This window comes from Streptomyces sp. NPDC047130 (assembly GCF_040643475.1).
Taxonomy (GTDB): domain Bacteria; phylum Actinomycetota; class Actinomycetes; order Streptomycetales; family Streptomycetaceae; genus Streptomyces.
The window spans coordinates 40,427-53,107 of sequence record NZ_JBEYUK010000027.1; the positions used below are offsets into that span (position 1 = coordinate 40,427).

At 75.5% G+C, this 12,681-nt stretch carries 12 protein-coding genes; 2 read left to right on the plus strand and 10 right to left on the minus strand.

The window, feature by feature from the left end; genetic code table 11:
* Positions 1–26: 26 nt before the first annotated feature.
* From fabG to ABZ836_RS25455, 3 genes are read right to left on the minus strand one after another with little or no spacing between them, the layout of a single operon-like run.
* A complete protein-coding gene (gene fabG, locus ABZ836_RS25445; protein WP_356137427.1) occupies positions 27–809 on the minus strand; it encodes a 3-oxoacyl-ACP reductase FabG in 783 nt (260 codons plus the stop codon).
* Positions 806–2,575, minus strand: a complete 1,770-nt coding sequence (locus ABZ836_RS25450) for an FAD-dependent oxidoreductase (RefSeq protein ID WP_361145804.1) — start codon at positions 2,573–2,575, stop codon at positions 806–808. Before ABZ836_RS25450 ends, fabG begins: the two co-directional genes overlap by 4 nt.
* The gene (locus tag ABZ836_RS25455) at positions 2,575–4,521 is read right to left on the minus strand and encodes an AMP-binding protein (protein ID WP_356137423.1); all 1,947 of its coding nucleotides are present in this window, start codon (positions 4,519–4,521) and stop codon (positions 2,575–2,577) included. The genes ABZ836_RS25450 and ABZ836_RS25455 overlap by 1 nt, the downstream gene beginning before the upstream one ends.
* Before the next feature lie 129 nt (positions 4,522–4,650).
* Here ABZ836_RS25455 and ABZ836_RS25460 point away from each other — a divergent pair, with 129 nt between their 5' ends.
* Both ABZ836_RS25460 and ABZ836_RS25465 read left to right on the plus strand, forming a co-directional pair.
* Positions 4,651–5,115: a nuclear transport factor 2 family protein gene (locus tag ABZ836_RS25460; protein WP_361145809.1), complete on the plus strand. Its 465-nt coding sequence runs from the start codon at positions 4,651–4,653 to the stop codon at positions 5,113–5,115.
* Between the two features lie 89 nt (positions 5,116–5,204).
* The gene (locus ABZ836_RS25465; RefSeq protein ID WP_361145812.1) at positions 5,205–5,663 is read left to right on the plus strand and encodes a nuclear transport factor 2 family protein; all 459 of its coding nucleotides are present in this window, start codon (positions 5,205–5,207) and stop codon (positions 5,661–5,663) included.
* A 9-nt stretch (positions 5,664–5,672) separates the two neighbouring features.
* On the opposite strand, the gene ABZ836_RS25470 is transcribed toward ABZ836_RS25465, so the two are convergent.
* The 7 genes from ABZ836_RS25470 to ABZ836_RS25500 all read right to left on the minus strand — a co-directional run bounded on the left by ABZ836_RS25470 (position 5,673) and on the right by ABZ836_RS25500 (position 12,495).
* Positions 5,673–6,593, minus strand: a complete 921-nt coding sequence (locus tag ABZ836_RS25470; protein ID WP_361145815.1) for an MBL fold metallo-hydrolase — start codon at positions 6,591–6,593, stop codon at positions 5,673–5,675.
* Positions 6,590–7,876 carry an FAD-dependent monooxygenase gene (locus ABZ836_RS25475; RefSeq protein ID WP_356137415.1) on the minus strand — a complete coding sequence of 429 codons (1,287 nt, stop codon included), beginning with the start codon at positions 7,874–7,876 and terminating at the stop codon, positions 6,590–6,592. The genes ABZ836_RS25470 and ABZ836_RS25475 overlap by 4 nt, the downstream gene beginning before the upstream one ends.
* 15 nt (positions 7,877–7,891) lie before the next feature.
* Positions 7,892–8,155 (minus strand): acyl carrier protein, encoded by a 264-nt coding sequence (locus ABZ836_RS25480; RefSeq protein ID WP_356137413.1) that lies wholly within the window; start codon positions 8,153–8,155, stop codon positions 7,892–7,894.
* Positions 8,156–8,215: 60 nt separating this feature from the next.
* Positions 8,216–9,475 (minus strand): beta-ketoacyl synthase N-terminal-like domain-containing protein, encoded by a 1,260-nt coding sequence (locus ABZ836_RS25485; RefSeq protein WP_361145819.1) that lies wholly within the window; start codon positions 9,473–9,475, stop codon positions 8,216–8,218.
* Entirely contained in the window at positions 9,472–10,737 is a 1,266-nt protein-coding gene (locus ABZ836_RS25490) for a beta-ketoacyl-[acyl-carrier-protein] synthase family protein (RefSeq protein ID WP_356137409.1), read from the minus strand. The genes ABZ836_RS25485 and ABZ836_RS25490 overlap by 4 nt, the downstream gene beginning before the upstream one ends.
* A gap of 19 nt (positions 10,738–10,756) precedes the next feature.
* Positions 10,757–11,575: a thioesterase domain-containing protein gene (locus ABZ836_RS25495; RefSeq protein WP_356137407.1), complete on the minus strand. Its 819-nt coding sequence runs from the start codon at positions 11,573–11,575 to the stop codon at positions 10,757–10,759.
* Positions 11,576–11,673: 98 nt separating this feature from the next.
* On the minus strand, positions 11,674–12,495 hold the full coding sequence (locus ABZ836_RS25500) for an AfsR/SARP family transcriptional regulator (RefSeq protein WP_356137405.1): 822 nt from the start codon (positions 12,493–12,495) through the stop codon (positions 11,674–11,676).
* Positions 12,496–12,681: the final 186 nt, after the last annotated feature.

Below are 12,681 nucleotides of genomic sequence, written 5' to 3' on the forward strand. Positions count from 1 at the left end.
CACCTCCTCTCTTGTCCTGTCAGGAATCAGTAGTTGCCCAGTCCGCCGCAGACGTTGAGCGCCTGGGCGGTGATGGAGGCGGCGGACCCGGAGACCAGATGGCCCACGAGCGCGGCGACCTCCCGGGGGGTCGAGTAGCGGCCCAGCGGGATCTTCGCCTCGAACTGCTCCTGGACGGCCTCCTCGGTGGTGTCCCAGGCGGCGGCGTACCCCTGCCGGACGCGGGCGGCCATCGGCGTCTCCACGTAGCCCGGGCAGACGGCGTTGACGGTGACGCCGGAGGGCGCCAGTTCCCGCCCCAGGGCCTTGGTGAAGCCGACGACGCCGTGCTTGGACGCGCTGTACGGGGCGCCCAGCAGCACCCCCTGCTTGCCCGCCGTGGAGGCGATGTTGACGATCCGGCCGCCGGCGGCACCGGCGAGCCCGCCGTGCTTCAGGGCCTCCCGGGTCACCAGGAAGACGCTGTTCAGGTTGGTGTCGATGACGTCGTACCAGAGGTCGTCGTCGATGTCCGCGGTGGGTCCGCCGCCGCTGCGCCCGGCGTTGTTGACCAGCACGGTGAGCGGGCCGTACGTCTCGACGGCGGCGCTCACCAGCGCGGCCACCGAGGGCCGCGACCGCACGTCGGCGGCGATGCCGTCGACCTCCAGCCCCTCCTCGCGCAGGTCGGCCACGGTCTGCTTGACGTCCTGCTCGGTGCGGGCGCACAGGAAGACCCGGTGTCCGGAGCGGGCCAGTTCCCGCACCACCTCCAGGCCGATGCCGCTCGTACCGCCGGTGACCAGGGCGACGGGCCGGGTGTCGGTCATGCTCCTTGCTCCTTCGGCCGGTGGGTGGGGGCGGGCAGCACCAGACCCGGCTCGAGCCGGGCCATGCCCGCCAGGGGCTCGGACGGGGCCAGCGGGGCCAGCGCGCCGCGCAGCGCCGCGCGGGTGAGCAGGGCGCCCCGGGCGGCGACGTAGCCGTCCGGGCGGACCAGCAGCCAGCCGCCCGGCGGCAGGCCGAGCGCGGTGCGCAGCGCGCCGCCCGGGTCGGGCAGGGGGGCCGGTCCGGTACGGCCGCCGTCGTCCTCGACGGTGCGCACGGACAGCCATTCGCCGTACTGGACGGCGGCGGTCACCGCCACGTCGTCGGGGGTGTCGTCCGGGGCGTCGTCGCTGCCGGCGTGCGCGCCGCCCGGGGCGAACAGCAGCGACCAGCGGGGGTCGCGCAGTTCGTCCTGCAGGGCGCGGCAGCCGGGCGCCGCCGGGTCGTGGACCTGGCCAGCGGTGACCCGCTCGCCGGGGGCGGGGGCGTGCTCGGGCAGGGTGGCGAGGACGACGCCCTGGGCGGCCCAGCCGAGGTGCTCGCGCGTCTCCGCGGTGGTCAGGCTCGATTCGCGGTAGGCGATGCGCAGGCCGGACATGCCGCCGAGCACCTTGCGCTGGATGGCCCGGCGCAGGGCGGGCACGGTCCGGACGACGGCGAAGACGGCGGGCAGCGCGACGGAGGCGAGCAGGTTCTTCATCTGCACCAGGAACGTGGCGGTGCGGGTGGAGCCCAGCAGGGCGCGGCCGACGGGGACGCGTTCCTCGCCGTAGGTGTCGAGCAGCCGGCTGCCCGCGTGCCGGTGGTGGACCTGGGCCAGCTTCCAGCCCAGGTTGTACGCCTCCTGGATGCCGGTGTTCATGCCCTGCCCGGAGGCGGGGCTGTGCACGTGGGCGGCGTCCCCGGCGACGAAGACGCGGCCGACGCGCATGCGGGGCACCATCCGCTGCTGGAAGGTGAACACCGACGTCCACTCCGGCTCCCCGACCCGCACCCGGCGGCCGAGACCGGCGGACAGCTTGGCGCTCAGCCGCGCCGCCGCCCCGGCCTCGGCGCCGGCCCCGGTCCCGCCGGTCCGCGGGGCGGTGTCCAGGAGCCGCCAGTGCCCGTCGCGGGCGTAGGGCACCATCATCAGCGCCTGGCGGCCCGTGTGGGTCCAGTAGATGGTGTCGGGCGGCAGGTCGGTGTCGACCGGGGCGTCGGCGAGCATCCAGGTCTCGCTGGTCGTGCCGATCAGCTCCAGGCCGAGCAACTTGCGCACGGTGCTGTGCCCGCCGTCGCAGCCGACCAGCCACGAGGTGCGCAGGCTCTCCTCGGTGCCGTCGGCGCGGGTCAGGCGGACGTGGACGCCGTCGGTGTCCTGCCGGAAGCCCGTCAGGCGGGTGTTCCACTCGATCTGGACGCCGAGCCGGGCGACCGCGGCCCGCAGCACCGCCTCCGTGTCGGTCTGGGCGACGATCAGCGTGTACGGGTGCGAGGTGGGCATCGAGGAGTAGTCGGCCTCCAGGCGCACCAGGCGCCGCCCTCCGGCGAACATGGTGAACGCGCGGTTCTTGCGGCCGTGCGGCAGCATCGCGTCGACCACACCCATCTGGGTGAACGTCTCCAGGGTGCGCGGGTGCACGGCGACGGCCCTGCTGGTGACGGCGGGGGCCGGCGCGGCGTCGACCAGCCGGACCCGCAGCCCGCGACGGGCCAGCTCGTGGGCGGCGGTCAGCCCGACGGGGCCGGCGCCGACGACGACGACCTCGGGTGCGGCGGCCGGCATCACGCTGCCTCCTCGAGGGTCTCGTACAGGCCCGGATCGGGGGTGGCCAGCGGGCCGAGCCGCCGCACCAGCGCCTGGAACTCCTCGCCGCGCACGGCCCGGCGGTGCGCGTCGGCGTCCTGCCAGACGGCGAGCTCCAGGAAGACACGGGGGTCGGCGGCGTGACGGAGGGTGCGGTGGCTGACGTAGCCGGGCTGCGCCGCCATGTACGAGGTGAGCTTTCCCTTGACGGCGAGGAAGGCGTCCAGGTCGCCGTGCACGGTCAGCTTGTTGACGAAGGTCACCATGGTCTCGGTCTGCTCCTGTCGGGGCGGGCGGGGTGGACGGGACGGTCGGGACGGGCGGGGCGAGGGGTCGTGGGGCCGGCCCTCGGCCCGGGCGCGGAGCCGGTGCCGGACCTTGCGCCGCTCGGGCTTGCCGGTGGGGGTGCGGGGCACGGCGTCCAGTGCCTCGGTGCGGCGGATCCGTTCGAAGTCGGCCAGCCGCTCGTTGGCGCGCGCGGCGATCGAGTCGAGGACCGCGCGGGGGTCGTCGCCGGAGCCGGGCGGATCGCGCAGCACGACGCCCGCCCAGACCAGCCCTCCGTGCTCGGGATCCGGCCAGTCGGCGACCAGGCAGTCGGCGACCCGCGGGTCCTCGCCGAGGATCCGCTCGACGCGGCTGGGCGAGACGATCTCGTTGTCGTACTTGAAGACGTCGTCGACGCGGTCCACCAGCCACAGCGCGCCGTCGGCGTCGACGTAGCCCAGGTCCCCCGTGGAGTACCAGCCGTCCGGGTCGATCCGGGCGGCCAGGTCGGCGTCGAGGTAGCCCGCGGCCAGCTGGGGGCCCTGGACCTGCACCTCGCCGGTGGACCACACCTCGACGGGCCGGCGGGTGGTGAGGTCGACGAGCCGGCACCGGGTGGCGGGCACGGGGACGCCGACGGCTCCGGGACGGTACCGGCCGGGCTGCTGGCAGTGGGTGAGCGGGGACGTCTCGGCCATGCCGTAGCCCTGCACGACCGGCACCCCCAGCAGGGTGCCCAGGGTCCGCGCGGCGGCGGGCCGCAGGGCCGAGCCGCCGGACAGCACGGCCGTCAGCCGGGCGCCGCCGCGGGCCGCCCTGGGCGTCCGCGGGAGGCGGGGGTCGTCGGCCAGGCGGTGCAGGCGGGCGGGCAGCCCGTAGTAGTGGGTCGCGCCGGTGCCGGCCGCCACGGCCAGCGAGACCAGCGGGTCGGGATCCTGGCACAGCACCTGGCAGGCGCCCGCGTACAGCGCCGAGTTCAGGTGCATGACGTGGAACAGCGGCAGGTGGTTGACGGTCACGGAGTCCCGGCCCAGCCGGTGGGCGACCGCGGTCTGCCAGGCGTTGGCGACCAGGTTGCGGTGGGTGAGCAGCACGCCCTTGGGCCGGCCGGTGGTGCCGGTCGTGAACTGGACGCAGGCGACGGCGTCCGGGTCGCCGCGGTGGGAGGGCGCGACGCCCTCCGGCGTCCCCTCGAGCGCCGCGTGCAGGCCGACGCACCCCTCGGGGACCGAGCCGTCCGGTGCGTCGGTCACCACGACGGTGCCCAGCCGCGGCAGGTCGTCGCGCATCTTGGCGAGCCGGCCGGCCGTGGCGGAGGGCACGAACACGATCTCCGCGCCGGACGCGGCGACGACGTGCCGCAGCGCCTCCTCGCCGGTCAGCGGGTTGACCAGCACGGCGACGCCGCCACCGCGGAGGGTGCCGTGGTAGGCGGCCGCGAACGTCGCGTCGAGGGTGTTGGCGACACCGATCCGCCGGCCCGGCCGGTGGCCGGGGTACCGCTCGAGGAACACGGCGATCCGGTCGGCCAGCGCGTCGAGGTCGTGGAAGGTGAGGGACGTGTGCGGGGTGCGGACGGCGGCGCCCCGGGGGTCGCGGGCGGCCGCCGAGCGCAGCAGCCCGTCCACCGTCAGGTCCGGGAAGGAGTTGTTCGGCACGGGCTCGGTCTCCTCGGGGTCGTGGCGAGGTGTGTCCCACGTTCTGCCGGATCGCTTGAGGAATGTTCGAAGGGCGCTCGATCTGCGCCAGGGACAGTGAGGGCATCCGATGGAACGGAGGTCGGTCCCATGACCACCGAGTTGCTCGTCCGTGCCCAACCCCTGGGTGAAGCACAGGAGTTCGGTCATCTGTACGCGGAGGTCCAGCAGTTCTACTCGCGGCAGATGCAGTTGTTCGACGCCCATGACGCGGAGCGCTGGGCGGCCACCTTCACCGAGGACGCCGTCTTCGACGTCCCCACCCTGGAGGCGCCGGTACGCGGCCGCGAGGGACTGGTGGCGAACGTGCGCCGCAACGCGGCCCAGTACGAGCGCAGCGGGGAGCGGCTGCGGCACTGGATCGGAATGCTCGACGTCAGCCCGGGACGCGACGGGGAACTGCGCGCCCGCGCCTACGCCCTGGTGTACGTGACACCCCGCGGGGGCACGTCGAGGGTGCTCCGGGTGTGCGTCATGGAGGACGCGCTGGTGCGGGTGCGCGGCAAGTGGCGCACCCGGCACCGGGTGGTCACCCGCGACGACCTCGCCCCCTGAGGCCGTCGCCCCCGTCCGTCCCGTCCGCGCACCCGCTCAAGGGCCCCGCGCGTGCCGTCCTAGTCCGTGACACCCGGAGGTCCCGTTCCATGATCGACCACATCGCTCCCGAGCGGCAGCAGGCCGTCGACGCCGCGCTGTACGCCCAGGTCCAGCACTTCTACGCCCGCCAGGTCGGGTTTCTGGACGACCTGCGGGCGGAGGAGTTCGCCGCGACCTTCACCCCCGACGGGGTGCTGCGCCCCTCCCCCACCGGCCCCGCGGCCGTGGGTCGGCCGGAGATCGCGGCGGCGCTGCGCGCGGCCCACGAGCGGCGGTTCGGCACGGAGCCGGTGCGGCGGCGGCACTGGTACTCCATGCTGCGGGTGGATCACCGCCCCGACGGCGCCCTGGACGCCCGCTTCTACAGCACGGTGCTCGTCACCCGCCCGTGGGACCCCGCACCGGTGGCGGGGCCCAGCTCCGTGGTCCAGGACGTCCTGGTCCTCCGCGACGGCGAACTCCTCACCAAGGACCGCCGCGTCACCCCGGACCACCTGTCCTTCTGACGCGGCGGTTCAGGCACGGCAGGCCGGCAGTCCTCCGTGGTAGCGCGTCATCTCGGCGAACAGGGCCGGGATGTCCAGGGGGACTCCGGCCGCGGCGCCGCGTTCCTCGGCGTAGGCGCGGTGCAGGTTGGGGACGAGGCGTTCCGCGTCGAGGAGGTCCGCGAAAGGGCCGGGACCGGCGCGGCGCGCGGTCTGCAGCGGCGTCGCCCCGACCGCCAGCCCCTGGGCGGCCAAGCGCCGCAGGCGCCGCAGGTACTCCTCGTTGACGTCGAACAGTTCGGGCCCGCCGACGGGCCCGTGCCCGGGGACGACGACACGGGGATCCAGGGCGCGCAACGCGTCCAGCGCCGCGAGGGAGCCGGAGACCGAGCCCATGGGGCAGAACGGCGTCACGCCGGACATGACCAGGTCGCCGGTGAACAGCACCCGCTGCTCGGGCAGCCAGACGGCGGTGTCGCCGGTGGTGTGGGCCGGCCCGAAGTGCAGCAGCCGCACCTGGATCCCGCCCGCGTGCACCGTGGCCTCGTCCCGGTAGGTCAGGTGGGGCGGCACGACGTCGAGGTCGCCCCAGCACACGTCGGGCCACAGGCCCGTCAGGTGCAGGCCGGAGGCGAGGATGTCGTCGCGGGCGCGCTGCTGGGCGACGACGGTGGCCTCGGGGAAGACGCAGTTGCCGAAGGTGTGGTCCCCGTGGAAGTGGGTGGCGATCAGCAGGCGCGGCGGGGCCGGGGCGAGGCGCAGGGCCTCCCGGCGCAGGTGCAGGGCCCGTTCCCGCGTGGCGGCGGTGTCGACGAGGACGCTGTGGACGCCGTCGGTGATCAGACCCGCGTTGTTGAGGCACCAGCCGCCGTCGGGCTGCACGAACGCGTGGACGCCGTCGGCGAGCCGCGTCATCCGTCCGGGCGGCGCCGTCACCGGCGTGCCGGTCACGCCCTGCTCCCGGCGGGCGCGGCGGTGGCGCCGAACAGGTCGGTGCGCACGCCGACGGGCCGGGGCCCGTGGGCGACCGTCCGGGTGATCCGGGCGCCGACCGGGGTGCGGCCGGCCAGGGACGCGGCCACGGCGCGCAGGCGGGTGGTGACCGGGTTCCCGCGGCCCAGCAGCGCCTTGGCCTGCAGGCGCTGCACGCGGTGCACGGCGGCGGCCACCGGCAGGCGTTCCCGCTGGTAGGGCAGGAGCCGGTCCCGGCTCGCGTCGCCGGAGCGGACCGCGTCGAGCAGGACGGGATGGGCGGCCGCCGCGTCCTGCAGGGCCAGGTTGATGCCCTGGGCGCCGATCGGGCCGTGGGTGTGGGCGCTGTCGCCCACCAGCATCAGCCCGTCGTCCACCCAGGTGGCGGCCTGTGCGGCGAACACGTCGAGCAGGGTGAGGTCGCGCACGTCGCGCAGGTGGTCGTGGATCAGGTCCGCGTGCCCCGGAAGGGCGGCGGCGAGTTCCCGGCGGATGCCGTCGACGCCGTGGGCGGTCACCCGGTTCCAGCTGCGGTGCGGCAGTGTCCAGCCGACGCGCAGCAGGTCGGGGTGGGTGTCGTGGACGAGCAGGGCGCCGCGCGCCGTGCGGTGGACGCGCACCGTGCCCGTGCCGCGCCCGGCGGCCGGCAGCGTGAACCAGGCGACGTCCTGGTCGAACGCCTCGGTCCGGCCGGCGTCGATGCCGGCGAGCGTCCGGGTGCGGGAGTGACGGCCGTCCGCGCCGACGACGACCTGGGCGCGGACGGTGACGGTGCCCAGGCCGGCGCGGTGCGCCACGGCGTGCGTGACGCGCCCCCGCGTGCGCCGCAGGGCGGAGAGCCGGTGCCCCTCGTGGTAGGAGAAGCCGGGCAGAGCGCGGCAGGTGTCGAGCAGTTCGGTGATCAGGTGCCGCTGGGGCAGGGCGAGCAGGTGGTCGTAGGGCGCGGCGAGGCGGCGGTAGTCGATGTCGAGGAGCGTGCGCCGGTCCTGGACCACCTGGAAGCCGGTGAGGCGGCGGGCGCCGCGCGCCCGGGCCCCGTCCAGGACACCCAGCTCGTCCAGGATCCGCTGGCCGCCGGGCTGCAGGATCTCGCCGTGGAATTCCCGGCGCAGCGCGGTGGAACGTTCCAGCAGGGTGACGCGGACGCCGGAGCGCAGCAGCATGAGCGCGAGGGCGAGCCCGGCGGGGCCCGCCCCGACCACGCAGACGTCGGTGTGGAGTTCCTCGACGCGGCCCATGGCGGGCACGGGGGGCGAGATCATCGTCGCCGCCCCCGTTCAGGCCGTGGTGCGCTCGGACAGCGCCCGGTTGACGAGGTCGAGGTACAGGCGGGGGGTCTGCGCCTCGTCCAGTGCCTCCTCGTCGAGGAGCAGGTCGTGGTCGCGCTCGATGACGCCGGTGACCTGCAGCAGGGCGAGCGAGTCGTAGCCGAGTTCCAGGAAGGGGACGTCCAGGGCGGTGTCGTCCAGGTCCCTCCCCTCTCCCTCGCCGGCGTTCTCGCGCAGCAGGGTGGCGAGTTCGGTGAGCTCGAGCGTGTCCACGGTGGTCCCTCTCTTCCGGCGGGCTGGTGCGGTGACGGGCGGCCGCGGCGGTGCGGCGGCTCAGCGGGCGGCGGTGACGACGGTGGCGGAGTGGAACCCGCCGCGTCCTCGGGCGAGCACGAGCGCGGTGCGCAGCCGGGCGGGCCGCGGCCGGCCGGTCACCAGGTCGACGGGGCAGTCGGCGGCGGGCCGTGAGGCCACGGCGGTGGTCGGCGGGATCACCTGGTCGCGCAGGGAGAGCAGGGCGGCCGCCAGGTCCACGGCCGAACCGCCGGACAGCAGGCGCCCGGTCCTGGCCTTGGGCGCGGTCACCGGCACACCGCGGGGGCCGAACAGGGCGGCGAGGGCGCGGGCCTCGGCCCGGTCGCCGGCCCGGTCGCCGGCCGCGTCGGCGAAGACCACGTCGACCTGGTCGGGCGTGAGCCGGGCGTCGGCGAGGGCGAGGCGGGCGGCGGCGAGCAGGCGCCCGCCGTCGGCCCGGCCGGCGGGGTCGAAGGTGGCGGCGCAGCCCGCGACGACGCCGTGCAGGGTGGCGCCCCGCGCGCGGGCGGTGTCCTCGTCCTCCAGGACGAACAGCGCTCCCCCCTCCCCCACCACGTGTCCGCGGGCGTCCTCGTCGAAGGGCAGGTAGGCGCGGTCGGGGTCGGTGCCCGTGCTCATGCCGCCGGCGGCCAGGTGCGCGGTCCAGCCCCAGGGGCAGAGCGTCGAGTCGGCGCCGCCCGTCACCACCGCGGTGACGCCCTTGCGGATCTGCCGCCGGGCCTGGGCGACGGCGTCGAGGCCGCCCGCCTGCTCGGAGACCACCACGCCGCTGGGGCCGCGGAGCCCGTGCCGGATGGAGATCTGGCCGGAGTTGGCGGCGTAGAACCAGGCGAAGGACTGGTAGGCGCCGACGTGGCGGCTGCCGCGGCTCCACAGCGCCTGCAGTTCGCGCTGCCCGAACTCGAAGCCGCCGGCGGCGTTGGCGGTGATGACGCCCACCGCGTAGTCGGGCATGCGGGCCGGGTCCAGCGCCGCGTCGTCCAAGGCCTGCGCGGCGGCGGCGAGCGCCAGCCGGGTCACCCGGTCGGTCTGGGGCAGCAGCCGGGAGGGGATGTGCCGCTCGTCGTCGAAGCCGGCCACCTCGCCCGCCAGCCGGGCCGGCAGCCCGGAGGCGTCGAACCGGGTGAGCGGCGCGACGGCGTTGTGCCCGCGCAGCACGGACTCCCACCAGCTCTCGGTGGTCACGCCGCCCGGCGCGACGACGCCGATGCCGGTGACGGCGGTCCGGATCGCGGTGGCTCCGAGGAGGCCGCGCTCCTGCGCGGCGACGGCGGTCACGCGGCCCTGCCGGTGTGCGGGGCGGTGAGGACCATGGCGCTCTGGAAGCCGCCGAAGCCGCTGCCGACGCTCAGGACCGCGTCGGTGCGCTGCTCGCGGGCGGTGAGCGGGGTGTAGTCGAGGTCGCAGGCCGGGTCGGGGTCGTGCAGGTTCGCCGTGGGCGGGATGGTGTCGTACTCGATCGCCAGGGCGCAGGCGGCGATCTCCAGCGAGCCGATCGCTCCGAGCGAGTGCCCGATCATCGACTTGATGGAGCTGACGGGGACCCGGTGGGCGTGCCCGCCGAGGCTGCGTTTGAACGCGGCCGTCTCGTGCTTGTCGTTCTGCTTGGTGCCCGAGCCGTGGGCGTTGACGTAGTCGACGTCCTCGGCGTTCAGGCGGGCCTCGTCGAGCGCGACCCGGATGGCCTCGGCCATCTCCTCCCCGTCCAGGCGCAGCCCGGTCATGTGGTACGCGTTGGAGCGGCTGGCGAACCCGGCGATCCGCGCGTAGACGTGGGCGCCGCGGCGCAGGGCGTGCTCGTACTCCTCGAGGACGAACACCGCGCAGCCCTCGCCGAGGACGAAGCCGTTGCGGGTGCGGTCGAAGGGCCGGGACGCGGTGGCGGGTTCGTCGTTGCGCGCCGAGGTGGCACGGATCGCGTCGAAGGAGGCCAGGGTGATGGGGGTGACGGGCGCCTCCGAGGCACCGGCGATCATCACGTCGGCGCTGCCCTCGCGGATCAGCTCCACGGCGTGCCCGAGGGCGTCCAGGCCGGAGGTGCAGCCGGTGGAGATGACGGCCACCGGGCCCTGCGCGCCGGCGTCGCGGGCGACCTCGGCGGCCAGCGAGCTCGGCGCGAGATAGTCGCCGAGGCGTTCCTCGGCGCGGGAGGCGTCCAGCAGCCAGCGGCTCCCGTGGTCGCTGACCCGCGCGTACGTCTCGTCGAGGCCGCTGCTGCAGCCGACGGCGGTGCCGAGGGCCACCCCGGTGTGCTCGGGGGCGGCGTCCAGGTCGAGGCCGCTGTCGGCCACCGCCTCCCGGGCCGCCGTGAGGGCGAACTGGGCGGCGCGGTCGAGGCGGCGGACGTCGGCCGGGGCGAAGCCGTGCAGATACGGGTCGAAGTCGACCTCGGCGGCGATCCGCGACCGGAACGCGGAGGCGTCGAAGAGGGTGATGGACCGGGTGGCGGTCCGTCCCGCGGTCAGCAGGGACCAGTACGCCTTGGCGCCCACGCCCCCGGGGGCGACCACCCCGATCCCGGTGATGGCGACTCGTCTCATCGGCTGTCCTCCCTCGTGGTCATGGGCGGGCCCCCGCGGCCGGAACGGCGAGTGCCGCCGGGGCGGCCTGGGCGGCCTGGGCCGCGGGCGCCGCGGGGACGGTGCCGGTGCGCCGCAGGACGCGGCACGCGCGGCCGAGCAGCCGGGGCAGCGCGGGTCCCCGGACGAAGAAGTGGTCGCCGGGCACCGTGCGGGTGACGACCGGTCCGGTCGTCCACCGCGTCCAGCCGGCCATCGCCGCGGGCGCGGCCAGCGGGTCGTCGGCGCCCGCGACGGCGAGCACCGGGACGTCGGGGAGCCCGGCCGGCGACGGGGCCAGGGCCGCGGTGCGCAGGGCGTCGGCGAGGAGCAGGTCGTCCCGCAGGACGGGCAGCACCATGCGGTGCCACAGGCCGCCGGGGCGCGCGTCCGGCGGCACGGCGCCGAAGGCACTCAGGGCCCGCACCAGCCGTTCGTCGTCGTGGCGGGCGCCGTGGAGTTCGGCGGACAGGTCGGACAGGACGTCGGGCGGCGGACAGGCGCCCACGGCCAGCAGCGCCGGGCCGGGCAGCCCGGCTTCGCGCAGCGCGAGGGTGAGGGTGAGGGCGACGAGCGCCCCCAGGCTGTGCCCGTACAGGACGTACGGCCCGGCCGGTGCCCGGAAGCCGTCCATCAGCTCGTCGAGGAGCCCTCGGCGGTCCGTCAGGCGGGGCTCACGGCGCCGTCCGTCACGCCCCGGCAGCAGGTGCGGCACGACCGGCACGCCGGGGCCCAGGTGCGCGGGCCAGGAGTGGAAGGACGAGACACCGGCGCCCGCGTGCGCGAAGCAGTGCAGTGCCGGCGGCTGTTCCTCGGGCATGGCGAGGCCCTTCCTCCTGGGGGTCCCGGGCACTGCCAGGGTCGGTGGCCGGCCTCGACTCCCACTCGGGCGCGAGCCGCGCCACCGGCCGCACCTTCCTAGGCCGCGTACAGGTTGAAGGTGGAGGCGCGCCGGGGTCCGTTGTGCACGTCGAGCGCCGGGTCGACGGTGAGCATCGCCTGGTGCAGCCGCTGCAGCTGCGGGGAGGGCTCCACGCCCAGTTCCTCGATCAGCCGCGCGCGCAGTCTGCGGTAGATGTCCAGGGCGGTGGCCTGGCGGCCCGAGCGGTACAGGGCGACCATCGCCTGGGAGTGCAGCCCCTCGTGCTGGGGGTGCCGGGCCACCAGGTCGGTGAGCTCGGCGATGAGTTCGGTGTGCCGGCCCAGCCGCAGGTCGGCGTCGATGCGCCGCTCGACGGTGACCAGGCGGCTCTCCTCCAGCCGCATGACCTCGATCTCCAGGATCGGACCGACACGCACGTCGACGAGCGCGGACCCCTGCCACAGGGCGAGCGCGTCACGGAACAGGTCGGCGGCCCGCGCGTCGCAGCCCTCCTCGAAGGCGGCGCGGCCCGCCGTCACCATCTCCTCGTACCGGTGCACGTCGACGCCGGCGGGCGGCACCTGCAGCACGTAGCCGCCGTGCCGGGTGGCCAGCACCTCCTTGGCCGTTCCGGGCGCGTCCGGTCCCATCGCGGTGCCCAGGCGGCGGCGGAGCTGGAGGATGTACGTCTGGAGGGTGGTCATCGCGCTCTGCGGCATGTCGGTGCCCCAGATCTCCTCCATCAGCGTGGGCACCGGCATGACCCGGCCGGGGTAGAAGGCGAGCAGGGCGAGGATCTGCCTCGGCTTGCCGGCGGTCGGAACGATCGAGATGCCGTTGACGTGGGCGCTCAACGGGCCCAGAACCTGTATCTCCACGCTGTCTCTCCCTGTTCCGGTCGGGTTGCCTCGTGGTAGCACGAACGTCGGGCACGCTAGCCCTCTCCTGGCCGGACCCTCCGTTTCTCCGCCGGTGCTCCAGCGACTTTCCATCGTGGCCGTGCCGGCGCGAGGCCGCCTCGAGGACGCTTGCACGACCGCTGCAGCCCGGCTCAGGGAACGCCC

What these genes read in the sequence shown, in the direction of transcription:
- ABZ836_RS25460 (WP_361145809.1), top strand. Translation starts at nt 4,651, where the DNA reads ATGACCACCGAGTTGCTCGTCCGTGCCCAACCCCTGGGTGAAGCACAG.
- ABZ836_RS25495 (WP_356137407.1), bottom strand. Translation starts at nt 11,575, where the DNA reads ATGCCCGAGGAACAGCCGCCGGCACTGCACTGCTTCGCGCACGCGGGC.
- ABZ836_RS25475 (WP_356137415.1), bottom strand. Translation starts at nt 7,876, where the DNA reads ATGATCTCGCCCCCCGTGCCCGCCATGGGCCGCGTCGAGGAACTCCAC.
- ABZ836_RS25450 (WP_361145804.1), bottom strand. Translation starts at nt 2,575, where the DNA reads ATGCCGGCCGCCGCACCCGAGGTCGTCGTCGTCGGCGCCGGCCCCGTC.
- ABZ836_RS25465 (WP_361145812.1), top strand. Translation starts at nt 5,205, where the DNA reads ATGATCGACCACATCGCTCCCGAGCGGCAGCAGGCCGTCGACGCCGCG.
- fabG (WP_356137427.1), bottom strand. Translation starts at nt 809, where the DNA reads ATGACCGACACCCGGCCCGTCGCCCTGGTCACCGGCGGTACGAGCGGC.
- ABZ836_RS25490 (WP_356137409.1), bottom strand. Translation starts at nt 10,737, where the DNA reads ATGAGACGAGTCGCCATCACCGGGATCGGGGTGGTCGCCCCCGGGGGC.